The 16,164-nt window shown below is 66.8% G+C and carries 17 protein-coding genes; 5 read left to right on the forward strand and 12 right to left on the reverse strand.

The features are described from left to right. Positions 1-47 precede the first annotated feature (47 nt). Positions 48-650, forward strand: a complete 603-nt coding sequence (locus tag TX80_RS09090) for a hypothetical protein (RefSeq protein WP_049922785.1) — start codon at positions 48-50, stop codon at positions 648-650. 9 nt (positions 651-659) lie between these two features. On the opposite strand, the gene TX80_RS09095 is transcribed toward TX80_RS09090, so the two are convergent. Beyond that, the gene (locus tag TX80_RS09095; protein WP_049923209.1) at positions 660-1,532 is read right to left on the reverse strand and encodes an HFX_2341 family transcriptional regulator domain-containing protein; all 873 of its coding nucleotides are present in this window, start codon (positions 1,530-1,532) and stop codon (positions 660-662) included. A 133-nt stretch (positions 1,533-1,665) separates the two neighbouring features. Between TX80_RS09095 and TX80_RS09100 the strand changes: the two genes are divergently transcribed. Further along, a complete protein-coding gene (locus tag TX80_RS09100; RefSeq protein WP_049922786.1) occupies positions 1,666-2,343 on the forward strand; it encodes an HAD family hydrolase in 678 nt (225 codons plus the stop codon). A 49-nt stretch (positions 2,344-2,392) separates the two neighbouring features. Here TX80_RS09100 and TX80_RS09105 read toward each other — a convergent pair whose 3' ends face one another. The 7 genes from TX80_RS09105 to trpC form a co-directional block, all read right to left on the reverse strand. Next, complete coding sequence (locus TX80_RS09105) at positions 2,393-2,929, reverse strand: hypothetical protein (protein WP_049922787.1); 537 nt, start codon at positions 2,927-2,929, stop codon at positions 2,393-2,395. Positions 2,930-2,990: 61 nt separating this feature from the next. Beyond that, the gene (locus TX80_RS09110) at positions 2,991-3,560 is read right to left on the reverse strand and encodes a SprT family zinc-dependent metalloprotease (protein WP_049922788.1); all 570 of its coding nucleotides are present in this window, start codon (positions 3,558-3,560) and stop codon (positions 2,991-2,993) included. A gap of 53 nt (positions 3,561-3,613) precedes the next feature. Next, the gene (locus tag TX80_RS09115) at positions 3,614-4,210 is read right to left on the reverse strand and encodes a poly-gamma-glutamate hydrolase family protein (RefSeq protein ID WP_049922789.1); all 597 of its coding nucleotides are present in this window, start codon (positions 4,208-4,210) and stop codon (positions 3,614-3,616) included. Positions 4,211-4,539: 329 nt separating this feature from the next. Beyond that, complete coding sequence (locus TX80_RS09120; RefSeq protein ID WP_049922790.1) at positions 4,540-5,337, reverse strand: 2-amino-3,7-dideoxy-D-threo-hept-6-ulosonate synthase; 798 nt, start codon at positions 5,335-5,337, stop codon at positions 4,540-4,542. Positions 5,338-5,361: 24 nt separating this feature from the next. After that, positions 5,362-6,216: a tryptophan synthase subunit alpha gene (gene trpA / locus TX80_RS09125; RefSeq protein WP_049922791.1), complete on the reverse strand. Its 855-nt coding sequence runs from the start codon at positions 6,214-6,216 to the stop codon at positions 5,362-5,364. Then, entirely contained in the window at positions 6,213-7,460 is a 1,248-nt protein-coding gene (gene trpB / locus TX80_RS09130) for a tryptophan synthase subunit beta (RefSeq protein WP_049922792.1), read from the reverse strand. Before trpB ends, trpA begins: the two co-directional genes overlap by 4 nt. Beyond that, positions 7,457-8,320: an indole-3-glycerol phosphate synthase gene (trpC, locus tag TX80_RS09135; RefSeq protein WP_049922793.1), complete on the reverse strand. Its 864-nt coding sequence runs from the start codon at positions 8,318-8,320 to the stop codon at positions 7,457-7,459. Before trpC ends, trpB begins: the two co-directional genes overlap by 4 nt. Positions 8,321-8,427: 107 nt before the next feature. On the opposite strand from trpC, the gene TX80_RS09140 reads away from it, so the two are divergent. After that, positions 8,428-8,898, forward strand: a complete 471-nt coding sequence (locus TX80_RS09140) for an MGMT family protein (RefSeq protein WP_049922794.1) — start codon at positions 8,428-8,430, stop codon at positions 8,896-8,898. 47 nt (positions 8,899-8,945) lie between these two features. Here the strand turns inward: TX80_RS09140 and TX80_RS09145 are convergent, their stop codons facing one another. Together TX80_RS09145 and lonB are read right to left on the reverse strand one after the other, a co-directional pair. After that, positions 8,946-9,848, reverse strand: coding sequence for a CPBP family intramembrane glutamic endopeptidase (locus TX80_RS09145; RefSeq protein ID WP_049922795.1), 903 nt, complete (start codon positions 9,846-9,848; stop codon positions 8,946-8,948). A 7-nt stretch (positions 9,849-9,855) separates the two neighbouring features. Then, on the reverse strand, positions 9,856-12,024 hold the full coding sequence (gene lonB, locus TX80_RS09150; protein WP_049922796.1) for an ATP-dependent protease LonB: 2,169 nt from the start codon (positions 12,022-12,024) through the stop codon (positions 9,856-9,858). A gap of 218 nt (positions 12,025-12,242) precedes the next feature. Between lonB and TX80_RS09155 the strand changes: the two genes are divergently transcribed. Both TX80_RS09155 and TX80_RS09160 read left to right on the forward strand, forming a co-directional pair. After that, positions 12,243-12,761: a nicotinamide-nucleotide adenylyltransferase gene (locus TX80_RS09155; protein WP_049922797.1), complete on the forward strand. Its 519-nt coding sequence runs from the start codon at positions 12,243-12,245 to the stop codon at positions 12,759-12,761. A 73-nt stretch (positions 12,762-12,834) separates the two neighbouring features. Then, positions 12,835-13,671: an SAM hydrolase/SAM-dependent halogenase family protein gene (locus tag TX80_RS09160; RefSeq protein ID WP_049922798.1), complete on the forward strand. Its 837-nt coding sequence runs from the start codon at positions 12,835-12,837 to the stop codon at positions 13,669-13,671. 38 nt (positions 13,672-13,709) lie between these two features. Here TX80_RS09160 and TX80_RS09165 read toward each other — a convergent pair whose 3' ends face one another. Then, positions 13,710-14,078, reverse strand: coding sequence for a HalOD1 output domain-containing protein (locus tag TX80_RS09165; RefSeq protein ID WP_049922799.1), 369 nt, complete (start codon positions 14,076-14,078; stop codon positions 13,710-13,712). A 96-nt stretch (positions 14,079-14,174) separates the two neighbouring features. Continuing rightward, positions 14,175-15,719 (reverse strand): thermosome subunit alpha, encoded by a 1,545-nt coding sequence (gene thsA / locus TX80_RS09170; RefSeq protein ID WP_049922800.1) that lies wholly within the window; start codon positions 15,717-15,719, stop codon positions 14,175-14,177. Positions 15,720-16,164: the final 445 nt, after the last annotated feature.

A 16,164-nucleotide genomic window follows, 5' to 3' on the forward strand; every position in this document is an offset into this window, starting at 1 on the left:
TTACTTTCTTAGAAGCAGATAACATCCGAACGTGACTCCGTTCTCGTATGGGTCAGCGCCACGTCGAACCCGGCGACGCACTGACGATCGAGCAAGCAGCGACTCGGCTCGAGGCCGAGCCGGTCGTCGACGTCGCCCGGGCCGCGTTCGATCACGCGGGCGAACTGGCGACGCTCGAGTACGGTCGACCGGCGGCCGTCCTCGGTGCGTTACGGCTCGCGAGCCGGCGGAGCCGACACCGGACGCTCGATCGCAGTCGGATCGCGTCAGTGTACGACGTCGATCCCGACCGGGTCGCAGACGCCGAAGCCGAAATCGCGAGCTACCTGACCCCACCCGCTGACGCCGACGAGATCCGGACCCTCCGCCGGACGCTCATCGTGGCCAGGGAGCTGCTGGACGCGGCCGAACGCGACCACGGTAGCGTCCACGGGCTCGCGCTGCCCGGGTCGTCGTTCGCCGACGCCGCCCCGTGGCTGCTGGGTCGGGCGAGCCGTGCCCGCGACCGCCGCGACGACGTCGATCAACTCGGCCTCGACGAGGCCGCCCTCCGTACACACGTCGAGCGACTCGAGGCCGATCTCGAACTCGCGCGACTGGGGACCAAGCTGTACGCGCTGGTTCACGGGCGCGACGTCTCCGAGGAGTAACCATCCCGTTTACTCGCGTGCCGCCCGTTCGGCGTCGCCGTCGGCGAGTTTGTGTCTGAACGCCCGGTAGGCGTTCTCGCCTTGCTCGGTCAACTCGACCACGCGGCGTCGGCCGACCGATTCGATCGTCACGTAACCGTCTTCGGACAGCGGCTCGAGGACGTGCGTGTCGAGGACGCGAAACGCCCCCTTGTCTTCGCCGCCTCGCTCGTCGGGCGTACGCCGATCGGCCATAAACGAGAGGTTCCGATCCCTGGCGTACTCGATGAGGTCTTTCTTCTTCGGCGGTGCCGTCCGGTCGTCGTGGAAGCCGTCCCACGCGGTCGGGTCGGACAGAAACTCCATGATCGCGACCTGATCGCGCGTCGGCGACTCGATAGGGTAGGTCGGCACCCGTTCGATCTCGTCGACACCGAACGAGGCCGGTTCACCGGTCCCGTCGTGGGCGTATTCCGAGGGCTCGACGTAGTAGGCCCGTGCGTCGGTCGAGACGTCCATACACGCGATCGTCGCACCGATAGCCGGGATCGTCCCCGCTCCGGAGACGTTGACGTACACCTGATCGTCGTCGTGGTTCGCGGCGATCGTCGTCACGTCGCCGAGGACGGCGTACACGTCGGTCAGATCACAGTACCATGTCCGAACGTCCGGGACGATCGACTCGAGTTCCCGCCGGAGTTCGTCGTGATAGTCGGCCGTCGTCGTCGCGTTTCGCTCCGCGTCACCGGCTTCGCTCGCTGATTCGGAGGGCTCATCCTCGCCGTCGGCGCTGTCGTTTTCGAGCAGGTAGACGAGATCGGCCCGCTGGTCCCGGATCGGCTCGAGGATCCGATCGAACTCGTAGCCAAGCGGAACGACGTGAACTCGTTTGACGACGTCCATCCCCATACATCTGGAGGGAATCCCGGCGAAAATAACGCCTGCGGATCGGCCCGACGGTGGTCGGTGGCCAGCATGTGACTCCCTCGCAAACACGTCGAAACGTTGAGAAGCGTCGAGGCCCTACGGCGAGTGAATGGCCGTTTACGACGCCGTCTGTTTCGATCTCGACAATACGATCTGTGAATCTACCCAGGACCCCGCGGCGCTTCTGGAAGCGACCTTCGACCGTGCCGGTCTCGAGGGGTTCTGTACCCCCGCCGACCTGCGGGCCGCCGTCCCCTCGTTGCCGGCGTCCCGGACCGAACGGGAGTTCTACGCGACCCTGTTCGGCGAGGTCGCGTCCCGTGCGGGCGTCGATCCGGCCGTCGCGCCGACGCTCGCGGAGCAGTATCTCGACCTTCGGGACCCGACCGCCGTCGAGTTCCGACCCGGCGCGAAAGCCGCCCTCGAGCACGCCAGCGACCGCGGCCCGGTCGGTTTGATCACCAACGGCGGGCGGCCGACCCAGACCCGGAAGCTCCGGGCGCTCGGGATCGAGGACGCTTTCGACGCCTGCGTCTTTACGGACCCGAGCGCCGGTATCCATCCGAAACCCGATGCGGCACCGTTCGAGCGCGCGCTCGCCGATCTCGAGGTCGCGCCGGACGCGGCGATTCACGTCGGCGATTCGCTGCATGCCGACGTCGCGGGTGCCAACGCCATGGGGCTGGATTCGGCGTGGCTCGATACCGGCCGCGACCGACTCGACGGGCAGACTCACGAGCCGACCTACGAGCTCGCGTCGCTCGAGGCGTTCGCGTCGATCGTGTAGGTCCAAGCGACTGTAGCCGGCGACGGCGAGACGGAGCGGCCCGATCAGGTTACGATTCGGCGGGTAACAGGTCGGTGTGAACGACGGCGCGATACTGGTCGTCGGTGGCTTCCTCGACTCGCTTGAGCAGGGGTGGCACCGCCTCGAAGCTCTCGGGGAGTTCGAACGGGTCATCGGCTTGCTCGTCGCGTTGCTTGCAGAGTTTGACGAACGAGCGCAACGTCGAGTCCGTCCCCGGGCGGGCGTAGACGGTGTCGATCTCACCCGTCAGGTGGTCTCGCCAGTGGTCGATCAGCGGCTCGGCCGCGAGCCGTGCCTGTCGCTTCCGTTCGACGAGTTCGGACGCATCGACGTCGACCCCCCCGAGGGCCTCGTCGAAGACCTCCTGCAGTTCGTCGGTGTGCTCCTCGAGATACGGCGCGTCCGCCTCGGCCTCGAGCAACTCGGCGAACGCGTCGATCTCCGTGCGCCGCACCGCGACCGGGTACACGAACGCGTGGGTGTCCTTCGGGAGCGTGTACGAGTTGCCCTCGACGCCTTGCTCACCCGGGCCCGTCTCCCCCAGCATGAGATCGAGTATTCCCATACGTGAATTGGGTTCAGGCAATCGAATAAGTGTTCCGTGGACGACTCGACCGACGAGGCCGTCACCACTCCTCGCCAAGCGCCGCCTTCGCGCCGCCGTAGCCGCTCGCGGTCGTCCACGTCCGGCCGCTCGCGGCGTGTTCGACCTCGTAGCGGCCGCCGCAGTCACCACACCGGTATCGGGCCGGAGTCTTCACGGGCCGTGAGGCGCGGTGGCGGTCTGCCGTCCAGTCGCAGTCGGACTCGAGACACCGGAGCACGTACCGCGGCTCCGCGAACGCGCGGCAGTGACGCGGCGCGTCGAGTCGCGCGGCCGCCTCGCGAAACCGCGGACCGTGGCCGGAGTCGCCGAACCGCTGGAACTCCCAGGCGTGGACGAGTTCGTGTCTGACGATCCCCGCGAACTCCGACCACGCGTAGCGTTCGTAGGCCCGCCGGGCGAGGACGATCGTCGCCACCTCCCGATCGGCGTCCCACCGACACGCCCCCGCACGGCGGCGAGCGCGACCGGAGACGGTCCACTCGAGGGCGTCGCGGTCGACGGCCAGGTCGGACTCGGCGACGACCTCGCGGGCGTGAATCCGCGCTCGTGCGACGATTTCGTCGTCGAGCGTGTGCCGCTCGTCGGTCACGGACCGACCAAGACGGGGTGAGGCCGAATCGGTTTCGATCCGGGCGGGACGGCTCACAGGCGGCCGTCCTCGACGAGGCCCGCGAGCGTCGAGACGACGGCGTCGCTCTCGCTGTCCCGGACGGCGGGGCTTTGCTCGAGTTGGAGGCCGCCCCGGCCCTCGCGTGCGAGCCAGTTGACGAAGTTGTCCGGGCTGACGCCGCCGTAGGGACCGTCAGAGGCCGTTTCGACGGGGTGGCTGACCGCCGTCTCGAGGCGCTGGCCAACGCGGCGTTTGACCCCGTCGTCGACGCCGCCGCCGACGATCACGCGGTCGTCGGCCAGCCCGTGGAGGCTGATCACCGTCTCGAACCCCCGGTCGGCGATGTGCTCGAGCAGCGGGTACTCGGCCGGGGAGATCGCGCTCGAGGGGGGATGCCACAGGTCGAACGCGGAGCCGGTTTCGGCGTAGCCCAGACAGGCCCAGCAGGTGGCCTCGGGGAGCCGGGTAGCGAGTTCGAGCGCCTGTTCGGCGGTGCCGGGTTCGACCCGCCCGCCGTGGGCCGCACAGACCGCCACCGCGTCGTTTGCCCCGTCGTCGTACAGCAGTTCGGTGTACCGTCCCGTTTCGGTCCGCTCGAGGTGCCGCGTCGTGAGTGTCGGACGAGCCACAGCGACTGCCTACGCCGCTGTTCGGGATAACTGTTGGACCGGATTCGTCCCCGCGACAGAAGCCTCGAGAGCAGCGACGAACCACTCTCCAGTACGGCTAGGTCTCGAACGAGTCGGTCAGAATCTCGAAGATATCGACGGCTTTGTACTCTTGGTAGCGCTCCTTGCCTGTGGTTTCCTGTAAGACGCCCTCGTCTTCGAGGGCGGTGATCTGTTCGCATGCATGTGCTACCGACGCCTCCAGCGTCGGCTCGAGATGGACTCGAGATGGACGCGTGTGCTACTCGAGATGGAACGTCGTCGAGAGAACTATCGCGGAGACGTCCGTATCAGGCTTCGAGAGCCAGTTCCGCTTCGGTCAGCGCGTCGTCGACGGAGAGATCGTCGTGGACGACGCCGGAGACCGCCCGCGTGATGGCTTCGGGGTCCTCGTGCTGGAAGATCGACCGGCCCATCGAGACGCCCGCGCCGCCGGCGTCCATCACGCCCCGGACCATCTCGATCGTCTCGCGATCGGTTCCCTTCGCGCCGCCGGCGATGACGACCGGCAGCCGGGTCGATTCGACGACGTGCTGGAAGCTCTCGGCGTCGCCGCTGTAGCCCGTTTTGACCACGTCAGCACCGAGTTCCTCGGCGAGTCGGACCGCGTGGCCGAGCGCCTCGGGGTCGTCGGACTCGACGCCGGGACCGCGGGCGTAGGCCATCGCCAGCACCGGAATCCCGAACCGCTTTGCCGTCTCGGTCACCTCCGACAGCTGTGTGATCTGGTCGGGTTCGTGAGTCGAGCCGACGTTGATGTGGAAGGAGACGGCGTCCGCGCCGGCCCGGATGGCCTCCTCGACGGTGCCGGTCATCCGTTTGTCCCGTTCGTCCGGCCCGATGGTCGTCGACCCGTTGAGGTGGACGATGTAGCCCTTGCCGTTTTTGTGCTCGTGAACGCGCGGGGCGATCCCCTTCTGCGTGAGGACGGCGTCCGCGCCGCCGTTGGTCACGCCGTCGATCGTCGATTCGATGTCCTTCAGCCCCTGAACGGCACCCATCGTGATGCCGTGGTCCATGGGGATGATTACGTACGATCCGTCTGTGCCGATTCGCTCGAGTCGTGCCTCGATACCTGTTGTAGTCATTGCGGATGAGTAGCAAGCTTGCAGTTATGGCTGTTCTGGTTCCGGTGTATCTTCCGTATCGACCGTGATAGAGTCAGCGCCCCGTCTCGCGCCGCGTTTGAGTTCGGCGGCTTTCGCCTCGAGATCGGCCGCCGGCTCGTCGCTCGAGGCGACGATGTCCACGAGCGCGCTGCCGACGATGACGCCGTCGGCCCCGGCCGCGACGATCTCGGCGGCGTGGTCGCCCTCGCTGACGCCGAAGCCGACCGCCTTGGGGACGTCGTACGTCGACAGCCGCTCGAGGCTCTCGTGGGTCGCCGTCGAGACGTCCCCGCGAGCGCCGGTCGTCCCGAGGCGGGCCTGCACGTAGGCGAACCCGGAGACGTGGGACATGATTCGATCCAGTCGCTCGCCGTCGGTCGTCGGCGCGACGATGAAGACGAGATCGAGACCGTGGTCGTCGCAGGCCTCCCGCAGCGGGTCGGCCTCCTCGGCCGGGAGGTCGGGGACGATAATGCCCGAGAGACCGGCCTCGGCAGCGCGCTCGACGAAAGGGCGGACGTCCGGCCCGACGCGTGCCGTCCCTCCGACCCCGTACTGGAGGAGCATGTTGTAATACGTCATTACCAACAGCGGCGCGTCGGTCTCCAGATCATCGACCAGTTCGAAAAAGCCCTCGGGGGTCGTGCCGGCCTCGAGCGCGCGGTTGATCGCGGCCTGAATCGTCGCCCCCTCCGCGATCGGCTCCGAGAACGGCAGGCCGAGTTCGATCAGATCCGCGCCGCCGCGATCCAGCGCCTCGACGTACGCCGCGGTGTCCTCGAGGGTCGGATCGCCCGCGGTGATGTAGGTGATGAGTGCGGGGTGATTCTCCCGGATTGCGGCTTCGATCTCGCTCATGCGTCGAACACCTCCACGTCCGGGGCCGCCTCGAGGTCGCGGTTCTCGGTCTCCTCGAGGACGGTCTCCAGATCCTTGTCGCCGCGGCCGGAGACGGTGACGACGACGAGGTCGCCGAGTTCCTCGTGATTCGCTTCGAGATATCCCAGCGCGTGGCTCGACTCCAGTGCCGGAATGATCCCCTCGAGCCGCGAGAGCCGGTGGAAGCCGTTGAGCGCGGCCTCGTCGTCGACGGTCGCCGGCGTCACCCGCCCCGTCTCGACGAGATGGGAGAGCTCCGGACCCACGCCGGCGTAGTCCAGCCCCGCGCTGACGCTGTGGGATTCGACGATCTGTCCGTCCGTGCGCTGGAGGAGTTTCGTCATCGCGCCGTGGAGGACGCCGTCAGTGCCGGTCGAGAGCGTCGCGGAGTTGGGCGCGACGCCGCCCTCCGCGTCGATCTCGAGGCTCGAGCCGCCGGCCTCGACCGCGTACAGCGAGACGCCGTCATCGGGGACGAACGCGTGGAACGTGCCCATCGTGTTCGATCCGCCGCCGGCGCAGGCGACGACGCTGTCGGGGAGTCGCCCCGCCTGTTCGCGGATCTGCTCGCGGGCCTCGGTCCCGATCACGGACTGGAAGTCCCGGACCATCTTCGGGAACGGGTGGGGGCCGACGATCGAGCCGATGACGTAGTGTGTCGTCTCGACGGTCGTCGCCCAGTCCCGCATCGTCTCGTTGATCGCCTCCTTCAGGGTGCCGCTGCCGGCGTCGACGGGGGTGACCTCGGCCCCGTTCATCCGCATGCGGTAGACGTTCGGCCGCTGGCGGTTGACGTCCGTCCGCCCCATGTAGATCTCACAGGGCATCTCGAGGTGGGCCGCCGCCATCGCGGTCGCGGTGCCGTGCTGTCCCGCGCCGGTCTCGGCGATGATCCGCTCTTTGCCCATGTACTTCGCGAGCAGGACCTGTCCCAGCGCGTTGTTGAGTTTGTGCGCGCCGCCGTGGAGGAGATCCTCGCGTTTGAGGTAGATCTCCCGGTCGTAGCGCTCGCTCAGTCGGTCCGCGCGCTGGAGCGGCGTCGGCCGCCCGCCGAACTCGCGCATCCGCTCGCGGAACTCGTCCATGAAGCCGTCCTCGTTCTCGAGGACGTAGCGCTCGTAGGCGTCCTCGAGTTCCTGCAGGGCCGGCATCAGTGCCTCGGGGACGTACTGTCCGCCGTACTCGCCGAACGTGCTCGTGTTCGTTGATTCGCGTTCGCTCATGTTCGATCGTCTCCGTGGTGTTCGCTCGTGTCGTCTCGGTCTCCGTCCGTCTCGGCCCGCGCGAGCCGCCGGGTGTTCGTCGTCACGTCGCTGTCGGCCGCGCCGTGGTCCATGATCGCGCTGCCGATCAGGAGGGCGTCGGCACCGGCCGCCCGCATCCGCCGAACGTCCGCGGGCGTCGAGACGCCGCTTTCGGCGATCAGCGTCACGTCGTCCGGGACCGCCGGCGCGAGGGTTTCGAACGTCCCGAGGTCGACCTCGAGCCGCGCCAGATCCCGGTTGTTCACCCCGATGATCTCCGCGCCCGCCTCGAGCGCCGTCTCGAGTTCGGCTCGGTCGTGGACCTCCACGAGGGGCTGAAACCCCCGGTCGCGGGCCGCGGCGACGAGGGCCTCGAGCGCGGCGTCGGATCCTGCACTCTCCGACCCGTCGCCGTCGAGAAAGCGTGCGATCAACAGCAACAGGTCCGCCTCGACGACGTCCATGCCGGCCTCGTCCAGCACGAAGTCCTTGCGCAACACGGGGACGTCGACGGCTTCGCGGATCCGTGCGAGCGCGTCGGGCGACCCGCCGAAGTGAGCCGGTTCGGTGAGCACCGAAATCGCCGCCGCACCGCCCTCGACCATCGCTTCGGCCAGTTCGACCGGATCGTCCTCGCGCGTTCCGTCCGCCGTCGGACTCGTCGGTTTGACTTCCGCGATGATCGGTACGCGCCCGTCCCGCTCCGCTCGCGCCAGCGCGTCCGGAAGCGACCGCGCGTCGACCGAAACCGGGTGCCGGGTCCGGCCGTCGTCCGCCCGTTCCCGGGCGGCCTCGAGTATCGACCGGACTTCGGGAGCGAGCGCCGTTTCGGAGTTCATTGTTGTACATCGACGTACTCATATGTACAAAAGCCTTGCGCCACGACGGCGGTCCGGTCGGAGCGTGACCGGCGATTATTCAAGCCCGCCGGTCGTACCGGCGACGTATGGAGGACGTTACGGACGCCGGAATCTACGCGCGGGAATCGTCGTATCTCGATCGATACGTGCAACTGGGTGCCGCAAGCGGCCGCGTCCTGAGCGTCTCGTTCCCCGAGAAGCCCGAGGACGACGCCGCGGACTCCCATCCCGTTCTCGAGCGCCTCTTCGAGTATCTCGAGGGGCTCGAGGCGGCGTCTTTCGACGACGTGCAGGTCGCGTTGACCGTCCCGACGGACCACCGCGCCGTGCTGGAACAGCTTCGGGGGGTACCCTACGGCGAGCAGATCGACGTGGCGACGCTTGCGCGCATGACGCCGGCACTCGATCCGGACGACGAGGCCGACGTGACGCTGGTTCGGACGGCCCTCGACGGCAACCCGGCACCGATTTTGATCCCCGATCACCGCGTCCGGGACGGGCCGAGCGCCGCCCCGCCGGCGGTCGAACAGAAGCTCCGGTCGCTCGAGGATCTCTGAGCGCGTCTCGCGGGGGTTCTGCCGTCGCGGTCGGTCGTCCCGACGGGTCAGCCGCCGTCATGTTCGAGGGCCGTCGCCCACTCGAAGTCGAACCCCTCGTGGACGACGAACTCGAGCGCGTTGATGACGTAGTGGGCGACGACGACCACGAGAAAGCTCCCGGTGACGATGAAGACGGCCGCGAGGACGAGTCCGAGCAGCCCCGTGACGACGATCCCGACCGATCCCTGCATTCCGTGTCCGAGCGCGAACGCGACGGAGGAAACCACCGCGAGAACGGCCGGCGAGACGCCGAACCCGGTCGCGATCGCCCCGATCAGCGCGGCCCGGAAGAGCAACTCCTCGAAGACCGCGATGATCGGCAAAACGACGCCGACCAGCACGAGCCAGCCCCCGGCTGACTCCGGCGCGAGCAGTTCCCGTAACTGCTCGTCGTGATCGAACCCGAACCGGGTTGCGACGGCCGCGCCGATCTCGTTGCCGACGTAGAGGACGGTGCCGACCGCCGTCCCGACGACCAGTCCGGTCTCGAGATACGCCGTTGAGAACTCGATTCCGAGGGCGTCGGCCGGCACGCCCGTATAGAGCACCGCACCGAGCAACACCAGCCCGAACACGCCCTGCGAGAGCGCGACGTTCGCGAGCACCATCCCCGTCGACAGCGATTCGGGGTCGAGTTGGTCGCCTGCGTGGCGGTCGCGATGGGGTCGGTCGTCGCCCGTCTCGAGGGCGTCGTCCGGGTTCGAGCCGGGCTCCGGAATCTCGTTTTGCCCCCGTCCGAACGGCTCGACCGACGAAGAGCCGGCGCTTGCGGCGTCGGCTTCGCGTCCGTAGTCATCGGGGGAACCGCTATCGACGTCGGAGACGGCCGACTGCGTCAGGTGGGAAAGAACCAGCAACAACGCGAGGACGACGCCCGTAACACCGGCGAACGCCGTCCACTGGGTCATCGATCTGTTACTGCGGGCTCGGGTTCGAGCCGCCGGCGGAGCCGACGGTACTCTGATCGAACGCCGAACCGGTGATCGACTTGAGACGGTCGACCAGCGAGTCCTTCTTCGGTTCGCCCATCAGGGCGACGTCAAGCACTTCGCTGATGTTCGAACACGGGATGATCTCGACCATCTCCTCGTACTCCTCTTCGATCATCACGTCCTGCTCGTTGGCCTTCGGGATGATGACCTTGTCACAGCCGGCCTTCGCCGCAGCCTCGATCTTGTGGGTGACGCCGCCGACCGGGAGCACGTCCCCGCGGACCGACAGCGAGCCGGTCATCGCGACCGACTGATCGACCGGGATGTTCTCGAGCGCGGAGATGACCGCCGTCGCCACCGTAATGGAGGCCGAGTCCCCGTCGACGCCCTGTTGGCCGGCCTGGACGAACTGGATGTGGATGTCCTTCTCCGAGAGGTCGACGTCGGAGAACTTCTTGATGATCGCCGAGACGTTCTGGACCGACTCCTCGGCCATCTCCTGGAGTTTCCCGGTCGCGATCACCTGCCCGCCGCCCTGTGCGGGCGCGATCTCTGCCATGACGGGCAGCATGATCCCGGAGTCCTCGCCCATGACGGCGAGACCGTTGACCCGGCCCTCGACGCCGCCCTCGTTGACCTGCAGTTCGTAGTCCTTGCGCCGCTCGATGTAGTCGTCGGCGAGCTGTTGCTCGATCGACCGGGAGCGCTGCTTGGCCTGCAGGACGTCCTCGCGGGTGGTGTACTCGCGGTCCTCGGCGCGGGCGATGTCGCCAGCGACCCGGACCAGTCCGCCGAGGCTCCGGAACAGCAGCGTCAGGTGGTTCTTCCGACCCGACCGGCGTTTGGCCTCGAGGAGCACTTCCTCGACGGCCTCGTCGGTGAAGTGGGGCAGTCGGCCGTCGCGCTCGACTTCCTGTGCGACGAAGCGGGCGTACTTGCGCCGCATCTCCGGGGTGTCCTCGATGGTGTCGTCCATGTAGACCTCGTACCCGTACCCCTTGATCCGGTTGCGGAGCGCGGGGTGCATGTTCTCCATCGCGTCCAGGTTGCCGGCCGCGATCATGATGAAGTCACAGGGGACGGGTTCGGTCTGGACCATCGCACCCGAGGAGCGCTCGGACTGGCCCGTGATGGCGAACTCGCCTTCCTGGATCGCGGTCATCAGCTTCTGCTGGGTGCGGACGTCGAGCGTGTTGATCTCGTCGACGAACAGCACGCCCTTGTTGGCCTTGTGGATCGCGCCGGGTTCGACGCGGTCGTGGCTGGGCGTCTCCATGCCGCCGGACTGGAACGGGTCGTGGCGGACATCGCCCAGCAGCGCACCGGCGTGAGCGCCGGTCGCATCCTCGAAGGGCGCGGTGCGCTGATCCCCGTTGTTGATGATCATGTTGGGGACCATCGCGTCCGTCCCGCGGCTGGTGTACCGGAAGATCAGCCAGATGATACCGGCTGCGAGGATACCAAGGAGGATGCGCCCCCCTGACAGGATCGCATACCCCATGACGATCGCGATGATGATCCACATCAGGATCGACCGCATCTGGTTGCGCTTTCGCGCCTCCTCCTTGTGGGCGTCGATGATCTGTTCGCCCTTGCCGGCGGGGACGGTCCGAACCTTCGGCTCGTTGCCGTCGTCCGGGTTGTGATAGACTAAGACGTCCTGGAGATCTTCCTGGGGCAACAGTTGGCTCATCGCCTTGGCCAGCATCGACTTCCCGGTCCCCGGCGAGCCGATCATCATCACGTGTCGGCGCTGCTTTGCGGCCTTGATGATGATGTCTCGCGCCTCGTCCTGCCCGATGACCTGGTCGACGAGTCGGTCCGGAACTTCGATGTCTTCCGTCGTATCGATCTGGAGCCCGCCGAGCAGATCGTCCTCGGCGTTTTCCTCGTCGATCTCGACGCCGGGATCGACGTCGACCGTGCTCCCGAGATCGTCGACGGTCTCGACGTCGTCCTCGGTGCCTGCGTCCGATTCGGTCACCTCGGTCCGGTCGTCGACGTCGTCGATATCGTCACTTCGATCGCCGTCTTCCTCGATCGGCGACCGATCTCCCTGACGCTCCTGCTCGCGCTCCCGCACCTGCTCCTCGCCGGGAGCGGTGTCAGGGGCGTCTTTAGGAGGGTCGTCAACGTTCGTATCGTTGCTCATAGAACTCTGTTCGGTACCTGTTTCGAAGGGATTGCCACTGATATACTTTCTCCATGCGGAGGATGGCGTTCGTTCCAGAAAACAGGCGACAGAGCACCTCTACGCGGTGAACAGCTCCTGTCGTTCTTGGTTTTGGACGTGTCGGTCGTGTAACCGGCCGTCGCGGATCGGACGCGAAACTCGCCACGCTTATGCGCAATGGACCGACAGTTTTCCGCATGACACGGGGGTTCTACATCGGGCGGTTCCAGCCGTTTCACAACGGCCACCGCAACATGGTCGAGCGAATCGCGGAGGACGTCGACGAACTCGTGCTCGGGATCGGCAGCGCCGACGACTCGCATACGGTTCGGAACCCGTTCACGGCGGGCGAACGGATCATGATGATCACGAAATCGCTCGTCGACACGGATCTGGTGACCTACGCCGTCCCAATCGAGGACCTCGAGCGCAACTCTGTGTGGGTGAGCCACGTCCAGAGCATGAGTCCGGACTTCGATGTCGCGTACTCGAACAATCCGCTCGTCATCCAACTGTTTCGCGAGGCCGGCATCGAGATCCGCCAGTCGCCGATGTTCAACCGCGATGTACTCGAGGGCAGCGAAGTTCGCGAACGCATGATCAACGACGGGGACTGGGAGTCGCTCGTCCCCGGGGCCGTCGTCGAAGTCGTCGAGGAAATCGACGGCATCGAACGCATCCGGATGATCAGCGATTCGGACGCGAACGGCGATTGACGACGCTCGAGCGGACGATGGCTTGGCGACTCTCTGCAGACACACTTTCCTCGGGCGAGCCGTAGTGACAGTTATGCTCACGATCGCATCCGATTTCGGGACGCCGTATCCCGCGGCGATGAAGGGTGTCATCCACCAGCGAACCGACGCGCGGACGGTCGACGTCGGACATGACTTTCCCAGACAGGACGTTCGCTCGACCGCCTTCTGGCTCCGAGAGGTGCTGCCGTACTTCCCGCCGGCGGTCCATCTCGTGGTCGTCGACCCCGGAGTCGGAACCGACCGCAACGCCATCGTCCTTCGGGCGGGTGATCACGCGCTCGTCGGGCCGGACAACGGCGTCTTGCTCCCCGTCGCGCGTCGACTCGCCGGCGGCGAGGACGGGATCGAGGCCTTCGTCGTCGACGAGACGCGCCTCGAACCGCCCGAGCCGACGGGAGCCGGGTCGGCGACCGCGACGGCCTGCTCCGTGTCGGCCGAGGACGGGCCGGCGAGCAACACGTTCCACGGCCGGGACGTCTTCGCCCCCGCCGCGGCCGACGTTCACGCGGTCGGGATCGACCGACTCGGCTCGCTTGCCTTTCTCGAGTCGGGCGAGGCGGCGGTCGACTGCGACCTTCCCGGGGCGACGCTCGAGGGGGACCGCGCGACCGGCGAGGTACTGGTGGTGGACGATTTCGGGAACGCGATTACGAACGTGGTCGGCGACTTTCTCGAGGACCGCGAGCGGGTCGTCGTCAACGGCGAGTCCGTTCCGGTCGGGGAGACCTTCGCCGCCGTTCCGGTCGGAAAGCGCCTCGCGACCGTCGGCAGCCATGGCTACGTGGAACTCGACGTCAATCAAGGGCGAGGTGACGAGGCGTTCGGTCTCTCGGTCGGCGATCGGGTCGTCCTCGAGGCCGGCGAGTGACCGCCGAGCCGAAACGCGGCTTAACGGTACCGATCGCCTCAGCCCGGAGCCGCGGATTCGCGCGTTTCGGGGTCGATAACGATCTCGCCGTCCTCGTGGACCGTCACGCCACACTGGGCGAACGTAAACGAGATCGAGCCGTCGCCGACTCGCGGCTCGTCACCGCGCCAGTGGACGAAAATGTCGTTCAGGGCGTCCGGATCGACACAGGCCGACAGGGGCTCGAGGTCCATCGGCTCGACGCCGAGTACCGACGAGACGGCGGCGAGAAGCGCCGTACTGACCGGCTCGTACTGGCTCTCGTCGAACCAGGTGTGGTACGTACCCCGGCTGTCGTCGTAGTAGACCGTACAGCCGGTGGAGTCGCCGATCGGCGTCAATCGGTCTGTGGGGTGTTTTCCGGACATTCTATCCGGGGCTACCATATGTTATCAGTTAACACTGATGGCCGATGAACGGACGGTCCACAGGCGAACGGACGAAAGAAAACGGAACGCAGGCGGTTATTCGGCGGCGATGACGTCGTCGATGCGGACGATCATCGTCGCGGCTTCAGTGGCGCTCTCGATGGCCTCGCGCTTGACGTCGGCGGGGTCGATGACGCCGTATTCGAACGGATCGTCGATGGTAACCTCCTCGCCGGCGGTGATCAGCCCGGCGCGACCCGCGGACTCGTGGCCGGCACGGAGGTCGACGAGCGAGTCGATCGGGTCCTGTCCGGTGTTGGCCGCAAGCGTTCGCGGGACGACATCGAGCGCGTCGGCGAAGGCGTTGACGGCGAGTTGCTTGCGGCCCTCGATGCCGGCGGCCTCCTCGCGGATCTTGTCCGCGATCGCGATCTCGGTCGCGCCGGCACCGGGGACGACCTCGCCGGAGGCAAGCGCCGTCGCGACGACGTCGAGGGCGTCGGTGATGGCGCGCTCGAGTTCGTCGACGACGTGTTCGGTGCCGCCGCGGACGAAGACGGTGACGGCTTCGGCGGCCGCGCCGCCCTCGACGAACGCGAGGTCGCCGTCGCCGAAGTTCTCCGAGCGGATGCGCTCGGCGTGGCCGAAGTCCGCCTCTTCGAGGTCCTCGAGGTCGCCGACGCGGCGAGCGCCGGTCGCGGAGACGATATCTCGTGCGTCGCTGTCGCCGAGGTCCTCGAAGACGAGGACGCCCTCGTTCGCGAGGAACGAGGCGACGCGCTCGTCGACGTCGTCGGTGGTGAAGACGACATCGACGCCGCTGTCGGCGATCGTCTCTGCGTAGCCGCGGACTTCGCTTTCCTCGGCGTCGATGGCGGCGTTGAGCTGGTCGATCGAGTCGATCGCGTACTCGGCGTCGACTTCGCCGGTACGGACCCCGAGTTCGACGTCGAGGACCGCGATCGAGGCGTCCTCGACCTCGGCGGGCATCTCGTCGTGAGCGGGCTCCTCGTCGACGATGATACCGGGGACGAGTTCCGTCGCGTTCGAGGAGGCCCCGATCTGGGTGTGGACCCCGACGTTCTCGCGTTCGACGCCGTCGTCGACCTCGACGTGGCGGACGGCTTCGACGACCGTCTCGGCCAGCGACTCGGCGGTGAGGCCGCCGGTCCCCTTACCGGTCATGCTCGATTCGGCGACCTGCTTGAGGATTTCGTCGTCGACCTCGGACTCGCTTACCTGTTCGTCGATCGCTTCGAGGGCGATTTCGGCGGCCTCGTGGTAGCCCTCGACGATCGTCGTCGCATGGACGTCCTGTTCGATGAGATCCTCGGCTTCACCGAGCAGGTTGCCAGCGATCACCGCCGCGGTCGTGGTACCGTCGCCGACCTCCTCCTCCTGGGACTCGGCGACCTCGACGATCATCTGGGCCGCGGGGTGTTCGATGTCCATCTCGTCGAGGATCGTCGCACCGTCGTTGGTGATGACGACCTCCCCGCCGGAGTCGACGAGCATCTTGTCCATACCGCGGGGCCCGAGTGTCGTCCGGACCGACTCGGCGACCGCCTTGCCGGCCATGATGTTCGACGACTGGGCGTCACGACCCTGGGTTCGCTGGCTGTCCTCGCTCAGAATGAACATAGGCTGTCCGCCCATGCGTCGCTGTTGTGCCATAGTTGGATCCTCACTAACCATGTCGTCAGCACTTCTATATAAAAATTTCCCTCCCGACGAACGAAGCTATCAGGGGAAAAGAGTACCGGTCCAGCGAGTAGTGGCGGCATTGGCGGAAAACCTATCCGTAATATTATGGTAGGCTGGATAATCGGGCCGAAAACCGGCTATCCACAACCACCGTGTTGACGGAACTCCCCGTCGAGACACCTTTACGGACGCCGTAATCGAGGCGGACGAATGACGCCCCTAATGGGTTATTTTGTTGGTAAATGCCGAAGAGAAGGGAGAATCCCCGGTCGCGACCGACCGGATCGAAGCGGTTCCCGAGGTGGAACGACCGATCGACAGTGTCGTCGGTTAGCGAAGGGGTGATCCGACGCCGATATACCGGTTCGAGCGGCCGCCGTTC

This window comes from Halopiger djelfimassiliensis (genome assembly GCF_000455365.1).
GTDB classification, from domain to species: Archaea; Halobacteriota; Halobacteria; order Halobacteriales; family Natrialbaceae; genus Halopiger_B; species Halopiger_B djelfimassiliensis.